Annotated in this window: 17 protein-coding genes; 8 read left to right on the top strand and 9 right to left on the bottom strand. The window is 63.1% G+C overall.

What is annotated here, in order from left to right:
- Nucleotides 1-117: 117 nt before the first annotated feature.
- The gene (locus ACLK1G_RS02005) at nt 118-1,014 is read right to left on the bottom strand and encodes a LysR family transcriptional regulator (RefSeq protein ID WP_420763876.1); all 897 of its coding nucleotides are present in this window, start codon (nt 1,012-1,014) and stop codon (nt 118-120) included.
- A 96-nt stretch (nt 1,015-1,110) separates the two neighbouring features.
- Between ACLK1G_RS02005 and ACLK1G_RS02010 the strand changes: the two genes are divergently transcribed.
- From ACLK1G_RS02010 to nahK, 4 genes are all read left to right on the top strand, one after another.
- A complete protein-coding gene (locus ACLK1G_RS02010) occupies nt 1,111-2,385 on the top strand; it encodes a glucarate dehydratase family protein (protein WP_420763877.1) in 1,275 nt (424 codons plus the stop codon).
- 366 nt (nt 2,386-2,751) lie between these two features.
- Complete coding sequence (locus ACLK1G_RS02015; RefSeq protein WP_420763878.1) at nt 2,752-3,936, top strand: porin; 1,185 nt, start codon at nt 2,752-2,754, stop codon at nt 3,934-3,936.
- Nucleotides 3,937-4,151: 215 nt separating this feature from the next.
- Nucleotides 4,152-5,315, top strand: coding sequence for a nitric oxide-sensing protein NosP (gene nosP / locus ACLK1G_RS02020; RefSeq protein WP_420763879.1), 1,164 nt, complete (start codon nt 4,152-4,154; stop codon nt 5,313-5,315).
- A complete protein-coding gene (gene nahK / locus ACLK1G_RS02025) occupies nt 5,245-7,887 on the top strand; it encodes a hybrid sensor histidine kinase/response regulator NahK/ErcS' (protein WP_420763880.1) in 2,643 nt (880 codons plus the stop codon). The genes nosP and nahK overlap by 71 nt, the downstream gene beginning before the upstream one ends.
- 152 nt (nt 7,888-8,039) lie before the next feature.
- Here the strand turns inward: nahK and ACLK1G_RS02030 are convergent, their stop codons facing one another.
- From ACLK1G_RS02030 to ACLK1G_RS02055, 6 genes are all read right to left on the bottom strand, one after another.
- Nucleotides 8,040-8,705, bottom strand: a complete 666-nt coding sequence (locus ACLK1G_RS02030; RefSeq protein WP_039588789.1) for a response regulator transcription factor — start codon at nt 8,703-8,705, stop codon at nt 8,040-8,042.
- A gap of 53 nt (nt 8,706-8,758) precedes the next feature.
- The gene (locus ACLK1G_RS02035; protein ID WP_420763881.1) at nt 8,759-9,292 is read right to left on the bottom strand and encodes a PQQ-dependent catabolism-associated CXXCW motif protein; all 534 of its coding nucleotides are present in this window, start codon (nt 9,290-9,292) and stop codon (nt 8,759-8,761) included.
- Nucleotides 9,293-9,413: 121 nt separating this feature from the next.
- Nucleotides 9,414-10,205: an ABC transporter permease gene (locus ACLK1G_RS02040; protein WP_420763882.1), complete on the bottom strand. Its 792-nt coding sequence runs from the start codon at nt 10,203-10,205 to the stop codon at nt 9,414-9,416.
- The gene (locus ACLK1G_RS02045; RefSeq protein ID WP_420763883.1) at nt 10,202-10,933 is read right to left on the bottom strand and encodes an ABC transporter ATP-binding protein; all 732 of its coding nucleotides are present in this window, start codon (nt 10,931-10,933) and stop codon (nt 10,202-10,204) included. Before ACLK1G_RS02045 ends, ACLK1G_RS02040 begins: the two co-directional genes overlap by 4 nt.
- Nucleotides 10,930-11,919 (bottom strand): YVTN family beta-propeller repeat protein, encoded by a 990-nt coding sequence (locus ACLK1G_RS02050; RefSeq protein WP_420763884.1) that lies wholly within the window; start codon nt 11,917-11,919, stop codon nt 10,930-10,932. The genes ACLK1G_RS02045 and ACLK1G_RS02050 overlap by 4 nt, the downstream gene beginning before the upstream one ends.
- Before the next feature lie 26 nt (nt 11,920-11,945).
- Nucleotides 11,946-13,112, bottom strand: a complete 1,167-nt coding sequence (locus tag ACLK1G_RS02055; RefSeq protein WP_420763885.1) for an ABC transporter substrate-binding protein — start codon at nt 13,110-13,112, stop codon at nt 11,946-11,948.
- A 364-nt stretch (nt 13,113-13,476) separates the two neighbouring features.
- On the opposite strand from ACLK1G_RS02055, the gene ACLK1G_RS02060 reads away from it, so the two are divergent.
- Nucleotides 13,477-14,733, top strand: coding sequence for a HAMP domain-containing sensor histidine kinase (locus tag ACLK1G_RS02060; protein ID WP_420763886.1), 1,257 nt, complete (start codon nt 13,477-13,479; stop codon nt 14,731-14,733).
- Nucleotides 14,730-15,368: a response regulator gene (locus ACLK1G_RS02065; RefSeq protein ID WP_420763887.1), complete on the top strand. Its 639-nt coding sequence runs from the start codon at nt 14,730-14,732 to the stop codon at nt 15,366-15,368. The genes ACLK1G_RS02060 and ACLK1G_RS02065 overlap by 4 nt, the downstream gene beginning before the upstream one ends.
- A 163-nt stretch (nt 15,369-15,531) precedes the next feature.
- Here the strand turns inward: ACLK1G_RS02065 and ACLK1G_RS02070 are convergent, their stop codons facing one another.
- Both ACLK1G_RS02070 and exaA read right to left on the bottom strand, forming a co-directional pair.
- Nucleotides 15,532-16,176: a pentapeptide repeat-containing protein gene (locus ACLK1G_RS02070; protein ID WP_420763888.1), complete on the bottom strand. Its 645-nt coding sequence runs from the start codon at nt 16,174-16,176 to the stop codon at nt 15,532-15,534.
- Between the two features lie 146 nt (nt 16,177-16,322).
- Nucleotides 16,323-18,179, bottom strand: a complete 1,857-nt coding sequence (gene exaA, locus ACLK1G_RS02075; protein WP_420763889.1) for a quinoprotein ethanol dehydrogenase — start codon at nt 18,177-18,179, stop codon at nt 16,323-16,325.
- Nucleotides 18,180-18,430: 251 nt separating this feature from the next.
- Between exaA and pedF the strand changes: the two genes are divergently transcribed.
- The gene (gene pedF, locus ACLK1G_RS02080; protein ID WP_420763890.1) at nt 18,431-18,892 is read left to right on the top strand and encodes a cytochrome c-550 PedF; all 462 of its coding nucleotides are present in this window, start codon (nt 18,431-18,433) and stop codon (nt 18,890-18,892) included.
- 5 nt (nt 18,893-18,897) lie between these two features.
- Nucleotides 18,898-19,773 carry a substrate-binding periplasmic protein gene (locus tag ACLK1G_RS02085; protein WP_420763891.1) on the top strand — a complete coding sequence of 292 codons (876 nt, stop codon included), beginning with the start codon at nt 18,898-18,900 and terminating at the stop codon, nt 19,771-19,773.
- Nucleotides 19,774-19,780 lie beyond the last annotated feature (7 nt).

The raw sequence follows: 19,780 nt of genomic DNA on the forward strand, positions 1-19,780 counted from the left end.
TAGTGCTCGTCGGTCATCGTACAACTTGTCACGGTAGACTGGAATAGGGCACGGTCAACGTGGGGAGGGAGCAAGCGTCCTCGCCACAAGGGCAAACGGTATTGATCCGCGATTTGCCTACAGTCCCTCCCGAACCGCCCCCCGAATCCCCTCCAGCAACATCGTAAACGCCGGATTGTCGTTATCCTCCCGCCACACCAGATGCAGCTCACTCTGCACCCCTTCACCCAGATCGATCTCGCGAAACACCACTTGCCTGAACGCCACGCTGGTCGCGCAACGCGGCACCAGTGCCAGGCCCATGCCGGCGTTGACCAGCGCCAGGATGGTCAGCGAAGACCCCAGCCATTGCACGAACTGCGGGGCGACACGGGCCGAGCGCAGCATGCCGGTGAGCAGTTCGTTGAAGGGCGGGTAGGCGGAGTGGGCGTACATCAGGAACGGCTGTCCATCCAGGTCCTGCACGCTGACAGACTCGGCGTTGGCCAGCGGGTGGCCCGCAGGCACGGCCAGGACAAACGGCTCGCGCACCAGGCACTCAGTGGCGTAGCCGGTTTCCAGCAGCGGCGAGCGGACGATGCCCAGGTCGATGCGCCGGGCGCGCAGGGCTTCGTGTTGTTGGTAGGTGTTCATCTCCGACAGGACGATCTTCACCTGCGGTTGCTTGAGCCGCGCTTCGGCGATCACCTTTGGCAGGAATTCATACACCGCGCTGCCGACGAAGCTGATGGTGACCGAACCGATATGGCCCTGGGCAAAGCGCTTGGCGGCCACTGCGGCCTGCTGCGCCTGTTGCAACAGGTTCTGCGCCTCGATGAAGAACGCCCGGCCGGCGGCGGTGAGGGCGACGCTGCGGGTGCTGCGGGTGAACAGTTCGACGCCCAGGTGATGCTCCAGCAATTGGATCTGCCGGCTCAAGGGTGGTTGGGTCATGTTCAGGCGTTCGGCGGCGCGACGGAAGTTGAGTTCGGTCGCCACGGTGGTGAAGCAGCGCAGTTGGGCCAGCTCAAACATTGATTCAATCCCGGTATCAATCAAGTGCCAGGTTAGATTAGACGGGAACAATCAGCGGCGTCCATCATCGACGCGCACACCTTCCGGAGCCGCTGCATGAAAATCAAACGCGTCACCGTCACCCCCATCGCTTTCCGCGACCCACCGCTGCTTAACGCCAGCGGCATCCATGAGCCCTTCGCGCTGCGCTCGATCATCGAGATCGAAAGCGACAACGGCTACATCGGCCTCGGCGAGAGCTACGGCGATGCGCCGGCCCTGGCGATCCAGCAACAGGTCCAGGACCAACTGGTCGGCATGGACCCGTTCAATCTCAACCAGTTGCGGGCCATCGTTCAGGCCACCGTGGCGGCCCACAAGCCGGCCAGCGTTGCCGGGGCGGAACTGGCGCCGGGCTCCCATGCGAGCAAAGCGGTGAGCAATGCCTATTCGGCCTTCGAGGTGGCCTGCCTGGACTTGCAGGCGCATTACCTGAACGTGCCGCTGGTGGACCTGTTGGGCGGTGCGATTCGCGATGAAGTGCCGTTCAGCGCATACCTGTTTTTCAAATATGCCGAGCACATCGACTCGCCATATCCTGCGGACAACTGGGGCGAAGCGCTGAACGAGCAGCAGATCGTCGCCCAGGCACGGCGGATGATCGAGGAATACGGGTTCAAAAGCATCAAGCTCAAGGCCGGCGCCCTGGAGCCGGAGCATGAAGTGGCCTGCATCAAGGCGTTGAAAAAAGCGTTTCCCGGCTTGCCGCTGCGCATCGATCCCAACGGCAACTGGTCGCTGGAAACCTCGATCCGCATGGCTGAGCTGCTAGGGGACGACCTTCAGTATTACGAAGACCCGACGCCTGGCCTGGAGGGCATGGCCGAGCTGCACAAGCGCACTGGCCTGCCGCTGGCGACCAACATGGTGGTCACCGATTTTGACGAGTTCCGCCGAAGCGTGGCCCAGGACAGCGTGCAGATCGTCCTGGCCGACCACCATTATTGGGGCGGGCTGCGGGACACCCAGGTACTGGCGAAAATGTGCGACACCTTTGGCCTGGGGGTTTCCATGCATTCCAATTCGCACTTGGGCATCAGCCTCATGGCCATGGCCCACGTGGCGGCTTCGGTGCCGAACCTGGATTACGCCTGCGACACGCATTACCCATGGCAGGAACCGGATGAAGAAGTGATCAAGGGTGGCAAGCTTCCGTTTGTCGACGGCTGCGTGAAGATCACCCGGGCGCCGGGCCTGGGGTTGGAGCTTGACCGCGATCAACTGGGCAAGCTGCACGAGCAGTTCCTGAGCTGCGGCATTCGCCAGCGCGATGACGTGCGGCAGATGCGCCGTTATCGGCCGGATTGGAAGACGGTCAAGCCGAGGTTCTGAGCTGAAGGCGAGGGGGCCGTTGTGGCGAGGGGATTTATCCCCGCTGGGCTGCGCAGCAGCCCCTTGGATTGTCCTGATGTACCGAGTTGTCAGGTTTTAGGGCCGCTTCGCACCCCAGCGGGGCGGTGCGACGTTTCGCTAAATCCCCTCGCCACAAGTTGATCATACTCAGCACCATCCCCAACCCACCCACCGGCCCACACCCAAAGTACCGCGCCCGGCGGCATCCGGGTCTTACACACAAACTGCCGCGCCGGGCCTGCGCTGCCAAAGCAGCCGCCAATCACTTCCAAGGCAGCGTATGACGCGCCCGGGTGCCTTTCGATAATCGCCTCCGACATCCCGTCCCCTGTTGCGGAGCGCGCCATGCACAACAATAAAAATACCTGCCTGCGTTTTTTGCCTGCGGTCATCGCAGGCCTCTCGACCCTCGCCCCGATGCCTTGGGCCCACGCTGAAATCATGCTGTACGACAAGGACCAGACGACCTTTTCCACCGACGGCTACATCAACGCTTTCTACGTCAACAGCGACGTGGACCGTGCCGGCGAACAGTTCGACCGCCGCCAGTCGCGGGTCAAGATGGGCTTCTTGCCCAACTACCTGGGCTTCAACATGGGCAAGCAGGTCGATGACCTCAAGCTCGGCGCCCGGGCGTCGTTCTGGGTGACCATCAACGACAGCGAAACCAACGGCACCGACACTGCCATCGACGTGCGCCAGTTCTACGGCACCGTCGCCAACCCGGAGTGGGGCGAAGTGCTGATCGGCAAGGACTTCGGCCTGTTCGCCCGTTCCAACATCCTGCTCGATGAGCTGCTGGCCGGTTATGGCCAGGTCAGCGACACCTTGGGGCTGGTGGACGGCGGCGGCGTCTCGTTCGGCAATATCGGCAGCGGTTATCCGTACCCGTTCCCGACGTCGCAAATCACCTATCGCACCCCCGTGATGGACGGGTTGCGCGTGGCGGTGGGCATCATGGACCCGGTGGACACCAACGACAACAGCGCCACCGGCAAGGCCTACCAGGAGAACCCTCGCACAGAGAGCGAGGTTACTTATCAGTTCGACCTGGGCGCAGCGAAGATCTACAGCTGGCTGAACGGCAGCTACCAGACCTCCGACAACACCGATTCCAGCGTCGAGTCGGTCACGTCCAAAGGTTTGGGTTATGGGGTGCAGGCGAAGATGGGTGGGCTGTCGCTCACCGGCTCGGGGTTTCAGGCCAAGGGTATCAACCCGTTCTTCACAAACAATGCCGGCGAGGCCACGTTGCGCAATGTCGACAGCAAGGGCTACCTCTTGCAGGGCTCCTACAAGCTGGGCAAGAACCGCCTGGCGCTGTCCTATGGCAAGACCGAGGACGACGGAAATGGCGTGGTCGGCAGCGGCGCCGACTATGAGACTCGCGGTGTCGCGCTGTTCCACGACATCAACGATAACCTCAAGCTCGTCGCCGAATACAACCAGTTCGAAATCAACGGCCATGACACCAGCGCGCAGAACGAAGACACCGATACCTTCGCGGTGGGGGCGGTGTTGACCTGGTAAGGACTACTCAACCCCGGGCGAGGGGGCAAGCTCCCTCGCCACAGAAGCGATCCACGTGAACAAGGTTTTCTTGGCGGCCCCAACCGTGCGCATCGCGGCTGGGGCCGCCACGGTTCTCATCCCATGGAAGCGTCCATCCGCTACCCAAGTAGCATTCGTGGGCCGGGCGTCGATTCGTACACTCAAGGCTCTATCACGCACCGTCGGAGGCGCAGATGCAGCAGGCCCAGAGCGAGGGCGTGGTCAGCGCCATGTCCCAGGCAACGGACGTCGAGCAAGTGGCCCAGGAGCTGGCGCGACAGTTGTTGCACCCGTACCTGGGGTTCGTGCTGTTTTTCTGTTCCGCCGAATACAATCTGCCGGCCTTGGGCCACGCGCTTTCGCGCAGCTTTGGCGGGATCCGGCTGGTGGGATGCACCAGCGCGGGGGAAATCACGCCACAAGGTTACGGGCGCAACTGCGTGACGGCGGTGGGTTTCGACCACCGGCATTTTTCCATCGCTGCCGAACTGATCGGCGAAATGGAGCACTTCAGCCTGATCGATGCCCAGCAGATGGTCGAGCGCCTTGCCAGTGGTTGCCGCAGCAACGCCTTGGCGCCGATCAAGGGCCACAGCTTCGCCTTGACCTTGCTCGACGGTTTGTCCAGCCGCGAGGAGATGGTGCTGGCAGCCTTGAGCGCCGCCCTGGGGGACATCCCGCATTTCGGCGGCTCGGCCGGGGATGACAATTACCTGACCCACACCCACGTCTACTTTGAAGGTCAATTCCACAGCGGCGCGGCCGTGGTGGTGTTGATCAATACTTGGCTGGAGTTCGAAGTGTTTACCACCCACCACATCCTGCCCCGGCAGGAAAAACTGGTGGTGACCGGCGCCGACAGCGCCACGCGCAGGGTCTACGAGCTAAACGCCGAGCCTGCGGCCGAAGAATACGCACGGCACATTGGCGTGCCGGTAAACGCGCTGGATTACCGGGTCTTCGCTGCCCATCCATTGGCCGTGCGCATCAACGACCAGTACTACGTGCGAGCGATCCAGCAGGTCCATTCGGACCTGAGCCTGAGTTTCTATTGCGCGGTGGAGAACGGCATCGTCCTCACCGCCATGAGCCCGGGGCCGTTGCTGCACAACCTGCAAGATCTGTTCGATGGTTTGCAGGCGCGCCTCGGGGACTTGCTGCTGACCCTGGGCTGCGACTGTTTCCTTCGACGCCTGGAGCTGGAAGATCGCGACGGCCTGGAACAGATCGGCCAGTTCCTGCGTGAACATCGGGTGATGGGGTTCAACACCTATGGAGAGCAATTCAATGGCATGCACATCAACCAGACGTTCACCGGAGTTGCCATTGCCCGCCATCGCGTCCCCGACCATCGCTGAACTGCAGGCGCAGCTCGCCGCTCTGGAGCATGAGAACCGCAAGCTGCGGCGCATCAATGAAGCGCTGATCGAGCGGGTGGAATCCGGCGTGACGCGCGGCAGCGACCCATACGCAGCCTTCCAGCATTCGGTGGTGCTGGCCGAACAGGTGCGTGAGCGTACCGACGCCTTGAACCAAGCCATGGCCGAGTTGAAGGCCGGCAACCATTTGCTCGGCGAAGCGCGGTTGCGGGCGGAAACGGCCCATCGGCATTTGATCGACGCGATAGAGAGTATTTCCGATGCCTTCGTGCTGTTCGACGCGCAACAGCGCATCGTCCTGTTCAACAGCCGTTTCAAGGCGTTCTGGGCCCACAGCCGGGTGAGGATCATCGCGGGGATGCGCCTTGCCGAGGTCAAGCGTTTGATGACCGCCAACGGCTTGTTCAGCGAAGAAACCCGCGGCCAGCCCGACGAACCGGTGCTGTACCGATTGCAGAACGGGCGCTGGCTGCAAGTCAGTGAACGGCCGACCCAGGAAGGCGGCCGGGTGATTCTCTTCACCGATATCACCGACGTCAAACTCAGTGAAACCGTGCGCCGGGAACAGGCCATCGCGCAGAAATCCCATCTGTTGCAGCGCGCCGTGGACAACCTGTCCCAGGGCGTGGCGATGGTCAACGCTCAAGGCGTGCTGGAACTGTGGAACCGGCGCTTCCTGGAGCTCAGTGGCCTGGCACCGGTAGCGGCCCATCGGCTATTCAACGAGGTCATCGCCGACAGCGAGCTGCAACTGCTCACACCGACCAGTCGCGATGGCAATGGCCGGCTGATCCAGGAGTGTGAGCAACGGCTGTCCGATGGCCGAGTCCTGGAGATCCGCACCCATCCACTGCCCACCGGTGGCTACGTCAACACCTTCACCGACATCACCGAGCGCTACCAGCACGCCGAGGCGTTGAGCGAGAGCGAGCGCTGGATCCGCCTGATCACCGACCACGTTCCGGCGCTGATCGCCTATCTCAACGCCGATCTGGTCTATGAGTTCACCAACAAGGTCTACGAGCAATGGTATTGCTGGCCCCGTGGCGTGATGCTCGGCCAGAGCCTGCGAGAAGCCCACAGCGAGCAGCACTATCAGCGCTTGGAAGCCTACGTGGCCCGGGCGCTGGCGGGCGAGAGCGTGACGTTCGAATTCGCCGAGACCAACATCAACAACCAGGAGCGCTACATGCTGCGCTCCTATGTGCCCAATGTGCTGGCCAACGGCGAGGTGGTGGGGATCTTCGTGCTGATCCGCGACATCACCGAGCGCCGTCGCACCGCCGAGGCGTTGCACCAGGCCTATCAAAACCTGGAGCAGCGCGTGCAGGAGCGCACCGCTGAACTGACCAGCCTCAACGACCAGTTGCTGCGCGAGATCGATGAGCGCAGCCGGGTGGAACTGCGCTTGCGTGAAGCCAAGCGCGAGGCCGAGCGGGCCAACCTGTCAAAAACCAAATTCCTCGCGGCGGTCAGCCATGACCTGCTGCAACCGTTGAACGCCGCGCGGCTGTTCACCAGCGCCTTGCTGGAGCGCCGCGAGCCGGTGGCGAACGCGCACCTCGTGCGCAACGTGAGCAATTCGCTGCAGGACGTGGAAAACCTGTTGGGCACCCTGGTGGATATCTCCAAGCTCGATGCCGGCGTGATCAAGGCCGACGTGGCGCCGTTCGCCTTGAGTGAGTTACTCGACAACCTGGCGGCCGAATATCGCCAAGTGGCGCGCAGCGAGGGTCTTGAATTGTGTTTCGTACCTTGTTCGGTGCTGGTGCGCAGTGACATCCAACTGTTGGCGCGGATCCTGCGGAACCTGCTGAGCAATGCGCTGCGCTACACCCCGAACGGGCGGGTTCTGCTGGGATGCCGACGCCTTGGCAATCGTGTTTCGATCGAGGTCTGGGATTCTGGCATCGGCATCGCCCAGGATCGCCTGGAGGAGATTTTCCAGGAGTTCAAGCGCGGTGATGTCCAGCGTCCGGACCAGGATCGAGGCTTGGGCCTGGGGCTGGCGATTGTCGAGAAGATCGCCAGGATACTTGGGCACCGGATCCGGGTGCGCTCATGGCCGGGCAAAGGCTCGGTATTCGCCATTGAGGTGCCCCTCAGCGCCACCGCGCCCAAGCCGCTGCCGTGCCTGGACATGAGCGAGCCCATGCTTGAACGCCTGCGCGGGGCGCGGGTCTGGGTGCTGGACAATGATGGAGCGATCTGCGCCGGCATGCGTACCTTGCTCGAAGGTTGGGGCTGCCTCGTGGTGACTGCGCTGTCGGAACAGGACCTGGCGCGGCAAGTGGACGGCTACCGTGCCGAAGCCGACCTGCTGATCGCCGATTACCACCTGGATCACGACCAGAACGGCGTGGACGCCGTGGCCCGGATCAACGCCTGCCGTGCCTCACCGATCCCGGCCATGATGATCACCGCCAATTACAGCAATGAACTCAAACAGCAGATCCGCGAGCTTGGGCACACACTGATGCACAAGCCGGTGCGGCCGATGAAACTGAAGATTGCGATGAGTCACTTGTTGGGCCAGGCCCCGGTCTCTTGAGCCGAACGCTGTTGTGGCGAGGGGATTCATCCCCGTTGGGGCGCGAAGCGGCCCCGTGACTCTTCCTGATGTACCGAGTTGTCAGGTTTTGGGGCCGCTTCGCAGCCCAGCGGGGATGAATCCCCTCGCCACAGTAATCTCACGCCACTGACCTAGCGGCGTAGGTACGCCCCGAAATCAATATCCCCCGCGCTGAGAATCGCCTGCACCCGGTTATGCACGTTGAGCTTGCGCAGGATCGCCGAGACGTGGGCCTTGACCGTGGTTTCGGCGATGTCCAGCGTGTAGGCGATCTGCTTGTTCGACTCGCCCTTGGTCATGCGTTCGAGTACCAGCAGTTGCTTGCGCGTCAGGGCCTGGAGCAGTTCGGGCGGGAACGCCGGGGTTTCGTTCAACCGTCGGCCCGTGGGGCTCTTCTGGGTGCGGATGATGTCCGGCGGCAAGTACACGTTGCCATTGAGGATCTGCTCGATGGCGTCGGTCATTTGCGAGCGAGGTGAAGACTTGGTGATGAAACCCACCGCGCCATAGGTGATGGCCTGCAGAACGATTTGCTTGTCCTGTTCGGCGGACACGATCACCACGGGGATGGTCGGCGCTTCGTTGCGCAGGTTGATCAGGCCGTTGAGGCCGTGCATGCCGGGCATGTTCAGGTCCAGCAGGATCAGGTCCAGGTCGTCGTGTTCGCGGGTCAGCGCCAGGGCGCTGTCCAGGTCGGCGGTTTCCATCACCTCGCTACCGGCGAACCCGTCGCTGATGACGTTGTGGATGGCTTCGCGAAACAGTGGGTGATCGTCGGCTATCAGGATTTTATACATGGCCATTCACCTCGTTATTGTCGTGTTGGGGCAATTGCACGCAGGGCGCTGCGTCAGGGAAAAGGTTCGGGGCGGGCCGCTTGCAAGGGCAGGTTGGCCGCCTCCCAGGCGTCGACGCCGTCGCGGTACCAATACAAATGTTTATAGCCCATGGACGCGGCGCGTTTTACCGCGTTCCAGCTCAACCAGCAATCGGAGCGACAGTAAAAGACCAAGGGTTGGTCCAGGCGCCCGTCGGTGGCCTTGCGCAGGTGGGATGTGAAGTAATCCTGCCAGTTCGCCTCCAGCTCACCATCGCCCGTATTGGCCAGCCATAGGCTGCCGGGGAGGTTGGCGTGGGGCTCGGTGTCGATGAAGCGCCCCTGGACCCATGGACGACGGTACACGTCGATCAACACCGGGGCGGGCGTTTGCCCAAGCAGGCGCTGCAAGCCTTCGGTGTCGACGGTTTGCGCGCCCTGGGCGGAGGCGGGCGTGGGGCTGCGGTATTGGGTAATGCGATAGCCCTGCGCCGAAAACAACGCAGTGTCGGCCTGGGCGACATTCAGCGACAGGCCCAGCAAGACGATGGCCAGCAAACGGGGCATGGGATTTATCCTTTTTGTTATGCGCCCATTACATGCCAGGGTCGAGGTCTTGTGAATGCGACCATAGACAGGAAAACCGGTACTAAAGTAGTAAATTCCTATTTCTGTGGGTATTTAAGGGTCAGCTGGCCCTGCGCAACGCCGCATGCTGCGGATTGAATGTCCACACCGCCAGCGCTGCGAACACCAGCGTCAACGCCACGCACACCGCCATCGCCACCAGGTTGAATTGCCCATACAACGCGAACCGCACCAGCTCCACGCCATGGGTGAAGGGGTTCACCGCGCACAGCCAGTACAACCAGGGGCTGGCTTCGAGCATTTTCCACAACGGGTACAGCGCCGAAGACAGGAAAAACATCGGGAAGATGACGAAGTTCATCACCCCGGCGAAGTTCTCCAGCTGGCGGATCGCGTTGGACAACAACAGGCCCAGGGCACTGAGCATCAGCGCCACCAAAAGCAAGGCCGGCAATGCCAGCAGCACGCCCATGGCTGGCGGCTGGACACCGTAGAGCCAGGCGATGGCGAGGAAGGCGTAGACCTGCAAGAGCGAGATCAGCGAGGTTGCGAGCAATTTGCTCGCCAGCAAAAAGGCCCGGGGCAGGGGGCTGGTCAGCAGGACGCGCATGCTGCCCATTTCGCGGTCATAGACCATCGACAGCGAGCCTTGCATGCCATTGAACAACAGGATCATGCAGGCCAGCCCCGGCACGATGTACACCTCATAGGGGATGTAAGTGTCGTAGGGCGCGATGATGGCGATGCCCAGCGCCGCCCGGAAGCCGGCGGCGAACACCAGCAGCCACAACAACGGTCGCACCAGTGCGCTGAGCAATCGCGTGCGTTGCAAGACGAAGCGCAGCCATTCGCGCATCACGACGCCAAGGAAACATTGCCAATACGCGTTCATGCGGCAACTCCCGAGGCGGTCAATCGATGAAAGGCCGAGCCGAGACTGCCGCCGTGTTCCTCGCTCACGTCCTCGGCCCGTCCGCTGGCGACCAGCCGGCCCTGATGCACGATCAGCAGGTCATCACTGGGCTGCACTTCGTCCAGCAGGTGCGTGGCCCAGAGCACACTGATGTCCTGTTCGCGACACAGTTGGCGAATGTGTTGCCCCAAAGCCTGGCGGCTGGCCGGATCGAGCCCGACGCTCGGCTCGTCCAGCAGCAGCAAGCGCGGTTCGTGGAGCAGGGCCCGGGCGATTTCCACCCGGCGCCGGTGTCCGCCATTGAGGTGGCGCACCCGCTCGTGACGTCGTTCGGTCAACTGCTGGCGGGCCAGTTCGGCTTCAATCCGGGCATCGGCCTGGCGCCGGCAAAAGCCATGCAGCGCGAGGTGATAACGCAGGTTCTGCTCGACGCTCAGGTCCAGGTCGAGCGTGCTTTGCTGGAACACCACGCCCAACTGGCGCAACGCCTGGTGCGGTGACGTGCGCAATGAATGACCGCCGACGCGGATCTCGCCGCGCTGAACATCGTACAGGCGCGTCAGCAGCGCAATCAGCGTCGACTTCCCAGCGCCGTTCGGTCCGAGGAGGGCGGCGAAGCGTCCGGCCGGTACGCTGAAGCTGATCTGGCGCAGGGCTTGCCGCGCACCATAGGCGAAACTCAGGTCGCTGACCTCCAAGGCGTTCATGGCGTCACCACCACGCCCCAGGGATAGCGGCCGACTTTCACCGACTTGAGCACCTTGCGGCTCTGCACGTCGATCACCGAGACGTCGCCGCTGACTCCATTGGTTGCCAGCAGTTGCTTCTGGTCCGGGGTGAACGCCAGCTGCCAGACGCGTCGGCCCACCAGCAGGTAATCCAGCACTTCGAAAGTCTTGGCATCGATCACTGCCACATGGTTAGCCGGGCCCAGGGCGACGAATGCCAGCTTGCCGTCGGCGCTGAGCTTGATGCCCACTGGCTGCACCTTGTCCGGGTGCACGCCCTTGATCTGGAAGGTCAGAGTCTTGAGCACCTGGCGCGAGGCAACGTCGAGGATGGTCAGCGTCCCGCCGATCTCCGCCGAGGCCCAGAGTTGCGTGCCGTCGCGATTGAATTCGACGAAACGCGGCCGTTGGTCCACCAAGGTGTTGTCGGCCAGGGTCTGGGTGCTGGTGTCGATCCAGTGCAGCATGTTGGTGGTTTCGCTGGTGTTGACCGCCCACTTGCCGTCGGGGCTGACGGCCATGCCTTCGGGCTCGACGCCGACGCCGATCTGGCCCAGCACTTCGGAGGTCTGGGTGTCGATCACTGTGACCAGCGCATCGTCCTCGTTGGAAACGTAGAGCCAGCGGTCGTTGGGGTGCAGGGCGAATTGCTCCGGGTCCTTGCCGGAAGGCAGCTCCTTGATGATCTTGCGAGTGGCGACGTCCATCACCTGGACGCGGTCCGAATCGCTGGCGCAGATGTACAGCAGGCGGTTGTCATGGGACAACAACAAGCCTCGCGGGCGCTGGCCTACCGGCAAGGTATCGACGACTTCCAGGCTCTGCAGGTCGATCAGGCTGAGGCTGTTGTCTTTTTCGTTGGAGACCCAGGCGATACTGGCGGCAGCGGGACCGGCAAGGAGCAGCGAGGCGCCCAGGGCGAGGGCTTGGCAAAGCAGAGCCGGGTTGAGCAGGGGGCGGCGCATGGCGTTTTCCTTATTGTTGTGATCGATCAGGGGTAGCGACAGCTCACTTCGGGCCGGTCGAAGCCCAGGCTGTCCATTTCGTTGGACGGGTGGAGAAAACCGTCCTGGGGCGACGTGCTGACCAAGGCGCGAGGCTGAACCAGGGGAATCGGTTGGCGCAGTTGACCATTCCAGGGCCGGTAGCTGAGCTTGCGGCCCTTGAATCCATCCAGCGGCAGCGCGTCGCCGAGGGCCAGTTGGCGAATGGCGAATGGCTCGTCCTGGCGCAGCTTGCTCACGGCGGCGGCGATACTGCGCACGGCGATCCAGGCGGCGAAGTCGCGGTCGTTCATCCAGCGGCCGGCCAAGGCTTCGAAGCGCTTTTGCAACTGCGCCGCGCCGTATGTCTCGACGGTCTTGTGCCAACCGGTGGGCGTCAGTCCCTGGGTCCCTGCGACCGGGCGCGGGAGCCAGGTCTGATAGGGCACGTATTCGCCGAAGTCGCCGCGCTCATCGGCTACCAGCACCACGTCGTACTCGGCGGCCTGGGTGAACAGCGGCATATCGGCCTGGGCGCTGCGGCGCTGGTCGTTATCGAACTGCCAAGGTTTCTCGGCGACGATCTTCATGCCGAAGCGTTTCATGGCCCGGCGCAATGCAGCGGCGTAGGCCTGGTCTTCGGGTGTCTGGCCGACGATCAGCAAGGCCCGCTGCCATTTGCGCACGACGCTGAACTGGATCAAGGCGTCGGCCAGTGTTGCGCGGTCGGGCAGGGTGTGCAGCACGTTGCTCAGGCAGCCGCTGGTGCGCAGGCTGTCGTCGGGGCTGCCGGCGTTGAAGAGCAGGCTGTCGGGCAGGGCGGCGCTGAGCTGGCGTAGGCTTTCGCCTGGCGCATTCACCACGAACAAACGCAGGCCCTGTTCATGCTGGGCACGGGCGGCCTCCAGCAGTGCTTGGGAATTGTCGACGTTAGCGCTTTCTAGACGGTAGTCGTGCTTGAGAAATCGCCCGGTGCTGTTGCTGTCGATGATCGCCAGTTCGGCGCCGCGCAATCCGGCATCGGTGGGTTCAGCGATGACGTTGGACAGCAGCGGCCCGGGGTCGGGACGGTAACCCAGGTAGCCGATGCGCACCTGCAACGGCGCGGCATCGCTGGCCTGAGCGGTCGATGCGGCCAACAGGTAGATCAGGGCGTAACTGACAAGCCAGCGCATGACGTCCTCCATTGCAGGTAGCGCCAGCATAGGAAGGCCGTGATGCCGGGGAAATATGCAGAAAGTACCGCTGGGCCAGTACCAAGGTAGTAGCTCGGTCCGCGCGCCGGGGTCTTAGGATGCTTCCAATTGTCATTCATCAGGGGAGCGGACAGGTCATGCGGGTACTCAAGACGCTGCTGTTGCCGTTGTTACTGATCCTGAGCTTGATCGGCGTGGATCGACGCGCCACGGCCCCTGTGGGAGCGAGCCTGCTCGCGATGGCGGCGGCACGTCCAATCTTGAGGCTGGCTGAACCACCGCTATCGCGAGCAGGCGCGCTCCCACCGGGGATCGGTGCGAGACAGGGGGCGGAGCACTGACCATGTCTGCCCTCTGGCGCATCAACCTCTGGGTCACGGCGTTCTTCGCCCTGGTCACCCTGGCCTGCGCAACGCTGCTGTTACACCAGGCCACGGTGGATGTGCGACGCGAACTGCAATCGGCCGAGTCGGTGGTGCATTACCTGCGCGAGACTGCCCAGCGCGACCCGGCCAGCCTCCAGTTGCGGCTCACCGGCAGCCTGCGTCACGTTCGGGTGCGCTGGTTGGCGCCCGGCGAAAACGTGCCGGCACAGGAGCCTGGCTTGAACGCCTGGTTGGGGCGTCGACTCCTGGCCCAAGGGCCTGCCGCCCAAATCGTCGAGTTGCAGGACGGTCGTCGGGCCTGGATTGCCGTCGACCCCGGTGACGAAGTCGATGAAATCTTTGACTCCCTGGTGCAGTTGCTTGGCGTTTGCGCGACGGCGTTGCTGCTCAGCCTGCTGGCGATCCGCTGGGCGGTGCGCCGGGGCATGCGCCTGCTGGACGAATTGCTACAGGCGTTGCACCAGGTGTCCAGCGGCGACCTGCAAGTGCATCTGCGGCCCGAGGGCCTATCGGAAGCCCAGCAATTGGCGGCGCATTTCAACCGCATGACCGCCGCCCTGGGCCAGACTCGGGCCGACAATGCGCGGCTGACCCAGGCGTTGCTGGCCGTCCAGGAGCAGGAGCGCAGGTCCCTCGCGCAAACCTTGCACGACGATTTGGGCCAGTACGTGGCAGGTATTCGCGCGAGGGCCTGTTTGTTGCGCCTGGTGATTCATCAGCCGCCCGTGCTGGAGCAGACCGCCAACGAATTGGAAGAACACTGCGATCATTTGCAGCAAGGCTTTCGCGCCTTGGTCAACGACTTGTATCCGGTCGTGCTCCAGCATCTGCCGCTGGGTGAGGCCATTGAATTGTTGGCCCGGCAATGGCAGGACAGTCACGGCATCGCCTGTCAGTTACGGGTCGATGGAGCACCGCCGCCATTGGCCGCATCGGACAAGGCTCAGTTGTACCGCCTGTTGCAGGAAGCGCTGACCAACATCGCACGGCATGCCGACGCCAGCCAGGTGCGGATCCGCATGCAGCACCGCGCCGGTCGCCTGCGGCTATGGGTGCGCGATAACGGACGCGGTGCCCAGCAGCCCTCCCGGGCCGGCGTGGGCCTGCATTCCATGGCGGAACGGGCGCGCAGCCTTGGTGGTGAGCTGCGCATCATCAGCCGGCCCGGGGCGGGTTGGGCGCTGGCCTTGAATATTCCCTTGGAGGCCTCATGAACATTTTGTTGGTGGACGACCATGCCGTGGTTCGGCAGGGCTACGCCAGCTTGTTGCGGGCTTTGATGCCACAGCTGCAGGTGCGCGAAGCGGCCTGCGGCGAAGAGGCGTTGAGCCAGGTGCAGGAACAAGTGCCGAACCTGGTGATCATGGACTTCGGCCTGCCGGGGATCAGCGGGCTGGAAACCACCCGGCGCCTGCGTCAACGCTTGCCGCAACTGCGGGTGCTGTTCTTCAGCATGCACGACGAGTTGCCGTTGGTTCGCCAGGCGTTGGACGCGGGCGCTGCGGGCTACCTGACCAAGAATTCGGCGCCGCAGGTATTGATCGAGGCGGTACGGCGAGTGCTGGCCGGCCATGCCTACATCGAGCAGGCCCTGGCCACTCAGTTGGCCTGCGCCACCACCCGCCACGACAGCGATCCACGCCTGCAATCGATGACCCAGCGCGAGCTGGAGATCTTCGTCATGCTCGCCAATGGCACTCCCGCGCGCACCATTGCCGAACAGCTATGCATCAGCGCCAAGACCGTGTCCAACCACCTGACGTTGCTCAAGAGTAAGTTGCAGGTCAGTTCCCATGCCGAGTTGGTGCATTTGGGGATCGATATGGGGGTGGTGCGGGTGGCTGGGTGAGTCCCTGACTTGAAATGCCGGCCAATTGTGGCGAGGGAGCTTGCTCCCGCTGGGGTGCGAAGCGCCCCCAAGGCCGGCGCCTCGGTGTGTCAGGTTAATTGAGTCGTACAAATTGGGGCTGCTTCGCACCCCAGCGGGAGCAAGCTCCCTCGCCACGGGAGCTTCATTGTTCCCAAGACGTTGGGCATCCGACACACCCCTGCATATTCGCATCCTGGAAATTCCCATAGTGCTGCCGCGAGCCCGTCAGGTTGGCCTGTTCCAGGTTGCTTTCGCCCAGTTTGACCTCTTGCAGGTTGGCATCGCGCAAGTCGGCGCCCTTGAGGTCGGCTTTGCTCAGCCAGGCCATTTCCAGGTCGGCGGCTTGCAGGTTGGCGTCGTGCAGGCGGGCGCCGGACAAGCGGGCGAACTGGAGATAGGCGGCCGTCAGGTCGGCTCGCTGAAACTGCGCGCCCTGGGCAAACAGCCCCCAGCCCTGGATCGCCTTGAGCGTGGCATCGCTGAAGTCCGCCAGGCGAAGGTTGCTTTGTTGCAGGCTCGCGCGACTCAGGTTGGCGCCCTGTAGCTGGGCCTTCTCTAGATTCGCCAGGTCCAGCCGGGCATGGCGCAGGTCGGCGTCGCGCAGATCCGCGCCGGCGAGGTTCATCTTGCGCAGGTCCTGGTTGGCCAGGTGGGCGCCCCGCAGGTTAGCGCCGGGGCATTGGCTGGATTCGGCAATGAGGCAGCCGTTTAGGGTCAGTGGGGTGTCGGGGTCATCGGCATGGGCAACGGCGCCGATGAATAGAAGCAGTAATGGCAAAAATTTCATGGCAGGAACTCGATGTTGACTGTGGGAGCGAGCTTGCTCGCGATGGCGGTGGTTCAGCCGGCATTGATGTTGACTGATACTGCGCTATCGCGAGCAAGCTCGCTCCCACAGGGGGTGGTGTGGGTCAGGACCCAGTTGGGTTCAGGTTATTTCTGCGCCGTCGCCTTATCCCAACTCGGAATCTTGAACACCCAGAACGAACCGCCCTGGGCCACCGGCTTGGTCAGTTCGGCCATGTCTCCGCCCCACAACGGTACGGCGCCGCCGTAGCCAACGGTCACGCCGATGTATTGCTCGCCGTCCTGCTCCCAAGTGACGGGCGGGGACACGATGCCGCTGCCGGTCTGGAACTTCCACAGCTCTTTGCCGGTTGTCGCGTCGAAGGCCTTGAAGAAGCCATCGCCAGTACCGGTGAACACCAGGTTGCCCTTGGTCGCCAGCACACCGGCCCACAGTGGCAGAGGCTCCTTGTGCTCCCACACCACCTTGCCGGTGGTGGGGTTCATGGCTCGCAGGCTGCCGACGTGGTCGTCATACATGCGCTTGATTCGAAAGCCCATGCCCAGGTAAGCCGAGCCTTTCTTGTAGCTGACTTCCTCGGTCCAGTACTCCTCTTTCCACTGGTTGCCCGGTACGTAGAACAGCCCGGTGTCCTGGCTGTAGGCCATGGGATTCCAGTTCTTGCCACCGAGGAATGGCGGTGAGACTTCCACCGGCTTGCCCTTGGTTTCACCGGGCAATGGCTTGGCCGGACGCTGGCCAGGGTTTTCCACCGGGCGGCCAGTCTTCAGGTCGATGTGGCTGGCCCAGGTAATGTTGTCGACAAAGGGAAAGGCGTTCTGCAGTTTGCCGTTGTTGCGGTCCACCACGTAGAAGAAGCCGTTGCGGTCGGCGTGGGCGGTGGCCTTGACCATTTTGCCGTCCTTGTCCTTGTAGTCGAACAGCACCAGTTCGTTGTTGCCGGAAAAGTCCCAGGCATCGTTGGGCGTGTGCTGGTAGAACCATTTCACTTCACCGGTGCTGGGGTCGACGCCTACCTGCCCGGAGGTGTAGAGGCTGTCGTAATCGTGGGGATTGCCGTCCTTCGCCGTGCGCGCCCAGGTGTTCCACGGGCCGGGGTTGCCCGCGCCGACGATGATGGTGTTCGTCTCGGGATCGAAACTGGCGCTTTGCCAAGGCGCGCCGCCGCCGTGGCTCCAGGCCTCGACCTTGCCGGTCTCGGTGGTCTTGTCGTCGGGCCAGGACGGCGCCTTGACGTCGCCGGTCGGGGTGCTGTCCTTGCCGTTTAGCCGCCCCATGTGGCCTTCGACGAAGGGGCGCATCCAGACTTCTTCACCGGTGTCCGGATCGCGGGCGAACAATTGCCCGACCACGCCGAACTCGTCGCCGGAGCTGCCATGGATCAGCAAAACCTTGCCGCTGGTCTTGTCCTTGATCAGCACCGGGGCGCCGGTCATGGTGTAGCCGCCGGCGTGATCGCCGAACTTCTTGTTCCACACCACCTTGCCAGTGTTTTTGTCCAAGGCGACGACCCGGGCGTCCAGCGTGCCGAAGTAGATCTTGTCGCCATAGATGGCCGCGCCCCGGTTAACCACGTCGCAGCATGGGCGGATGTTGTCCGGCAGGCGGTGGTTGTAGGTCCACAGGCGCTTGCCGGTCCTGGCGTCGAGGGCGAACACCCGTGAGTACGAGCCGGTGACGTAGACCACGCCGTCGCTGACGATGGCCTGGGATTCCTGGCCGCGTTGCTTCTCGTCGCCGAAGGAATAGGACCAGGCCGGGGTCAGCTTGAAGACGTTCTTGTCGTTGACCTGGGCCAGCGGGCTCCAGCGCTGGGCGTTGGTGCCCATGCCGTATTGCAACACGTCCTGGGTGGTCAGGTGATCGTTGGCGATGTCTTCCCAGGTAACGGCGGCGTTGGCCTGTGGGCCCAGGGACAGGCTGCCGGCCAGCAGCAAGGCAACGGTCAGGGACGAGAGGGCAGGGAGCGTTTTTATTGTCATGGTGGGATTCCCAGTGAGGTTTTGGCCTGACTAGGGTCGGGTCTCGCCCCCCTGGTCCGATACGGAAAAAGTCCCGCCCTCGCCGGGAAAACTTCCCAGGGCGCCTGTCTTTGCGACTAGCGTCGGATGGCCTGCTACCAAGGAACTAGACCGCGACCACCAAAGCAGCATTCGGTTGGCGGCAGACGGTTCCTAAGATGACGGCACGGCCTCTGCGAAGAGGTCTTGCGTGCAATTTCGAGGGCATAACAATGACAACAAAACGCAACGCCATCATCGCTACCGCATTGCTGATGGGGCTGACCGGCGCAGGCTCCGCATGGGCCCATGGCAACGTAGTGCCCCAGGCAGTGGAAACCCAGGGACTGACCCCGATCAAAGACACCAACCTGCCGTTGGATGCCGATGGCTGGGCCTCGCAAAACCCCTATCGCAATGCTCCCGAACGGGACAAAGCCGTCGAAATCGGCGCATCGGCGTACAACCAGAACTGCGCGGCCTGCCATGGCCTGGAAGCCAAGTCCGGCGGGATCGCCCCGGACTTGCGCATGCTCGATGCCGCCGAAGCCGGTGACGAATGGTTCGTCGAACGGGTGCGCCATGGCGCGGTGCGCGACGGCCGGGTCTATATGCCGAAGATGGCCGACTACCTGAGCCAGGAAGCGCTGTGGGCGGTGCGGACCTATCTGGACAGCGTACACGTCGAGGAGTGACCGCCATGCGCCTGTTCGCCTGGGTGATGTGCAGCCTGTTGCTGTGGGGCTCGGCGGTGCAGGCGCAGGTCCGCGGTTATGACCAGATGATCGCCGACGGCGAATTGAAGGTCGCGGTCTACAAGGACTTTGCCCCCTACAGTTTCGAAGACCAGGGCCAGCCCAGGGGCGTCGACGTTGAATTGGCCCAGGCCTTGGCCAAGGCCATGGGCGTGCGGCTGAAACTGATGTGGGCGCCGCCTGGCGAAAAGCTTGACGATGACCTGCGCGACTACATCTGGCGCAGCAGTCCGCTGCACGACCGGCGACTGGCCGACCTGATGATGCGAGTGCCGTACGATCACGACTATGTGCAGCGGCGCAACGACATTGGCGAACGGGAAAACGCCCAGGTCGTGATGTTCGGGCCATATCAGCAGGAGTGCTGGCAGGTGGCGTATGACCGCCGTCGATTGGCGTCGGTGGGCAGTGTCGCGGTGTTCCAGCGGCACCCCATCGGCGTCGAAGTCGACAGCGTGCCATCGTTCTACCTGACCTCGGTGTTCAACGGCATGCTCAGTGCCAAGACCCGCCATTACCCCAGCGTTGCCAAAGCCTTCGGGGCCATGCAGGCCGGCGAAGTCGATGCGGTCATGGCGATGCGCGGCGAGATCGACTGGCAAGTACATCAGGCTGCCGACTCGCAGTTGGCCCTCGCTGAAAACGCTTATCCGAACATGGGTAAGCAGCGCTGGGAGATCGGCATGGCGGTGCATGAAAGCAACCGTCAGCTGGCCTATGCGGTGGAGGAGGCGCTGGAAGGGTTGATTCGCGACGGCAGCCTCAAGGCGGTGTATGCCCGCTATGGCCTGCGCTACGAAGTACCGCAAATGTACCAATAGGAGCGCA

This window comes from Pseudomonas algeriensis (assembly GCF_048847255.1).
In the GTDB taxonomy this organism is placed as follows: domain Bacteria; phylum Pseudomonadota; class Gammaproteobacteria; order Pseudomonadales; family Pseudomonadaceae; genus Aquipseudomonas.